Origin of the sequence: Faecalibacillus sp. TM498 (assembly GCF_020589955.1) — a bacterium.
GTDB classification, from domain to species: Bacteria; Bacillota_I; Bacilli_A; order Erysipelotrichales; family Coprobacillaceae; genus Faecalibacillus; species Faecalibacillus intestinalis.
Genome location: NZ_JAJDKB010000130.1, coordinates 1 through 845 on the forward strand (window position 1 = coordinate 1; position 845 = coordinate 845).

The window sequence follows — 845 nt, forward strand, 5'->3', positions numbered from 1 at the left end:
GGATAAAGAATAAGTAAATAGTTTATCATAGATAATTACTGAAAATTCAAAATATTACCAACAAATTTTTATAAAAATCTCTCATTCTTTATCCATTTAATATTATAAGCAGGCAGGTCGATATGATCTGTCTTTTTTGTTGGAGGAATATATGTATTTAAACAAATGGGTATTCAAGCCATAGGACAATCGAAAGATTGTCCTTTTTGCATTTAATAAACAAAAGAAGTAGGGCAATGTTTGAAACTTGCATTGCAAACAATAAATAACAGGAGAAAAAGTAAAATGAAAAATAAACTTTCTAAACTATATAAGATTTTTTTAGCAGTAGGAATGGTATTTTCAATGTGTTTCAATACGCTTGGAATGAGTGTCGTAAATGCTTATGATCCATCTGTTCCTAAAGAATTTACAAGAGTGAAAAATATCAAGTATCCAGAGTGGTGGGGCAGAAAGATTCCATCCATTGCTTCATGGTCAACGTATTCATGTAAATACGATGGCAAATGGGCTTTCTGTTTGGAAGCAGAAAAGAAGACACCTGCAAGCGGTAAATATCCTGCACAGGTCATTGAAAATAATGAAAACGTAAGAAAGTTACTTTACTATGGTTTTGGAGGTCCAGCAGCCTATGGTGAATTTGCTGCGGATGCAGATCTAAAGACAGCTATCTGTCCAGATGACCCTCTTACAAATGATGATATCAAATATCTTTTGACACATATCTTTTTAAGTGGCGCTTATTCAGGACAATGGAAAGGTTTTGATGAAAACTTGTTCAACCAAACATTCGGAAGTAATTATGGTACAAATATCATGAACATCTATCGTCGAATCATTTCATT

1 protein-coding gene is annotated in these 845 nt (G+C 32.8%); it reads left to right on the plus strand.

What is annotated here, in order from left to right; translation table 11 throughout:
• Window positions 1-285: 285 nt before the first annotated feature.
• Window positions 286-845 (plus strand): thioester domain-containing protein (locus tag LJD32_RS14985; RefSeq protein WP_318532684.1); only part of this gene is annotated, 560 nt, incomplete at its 3' end.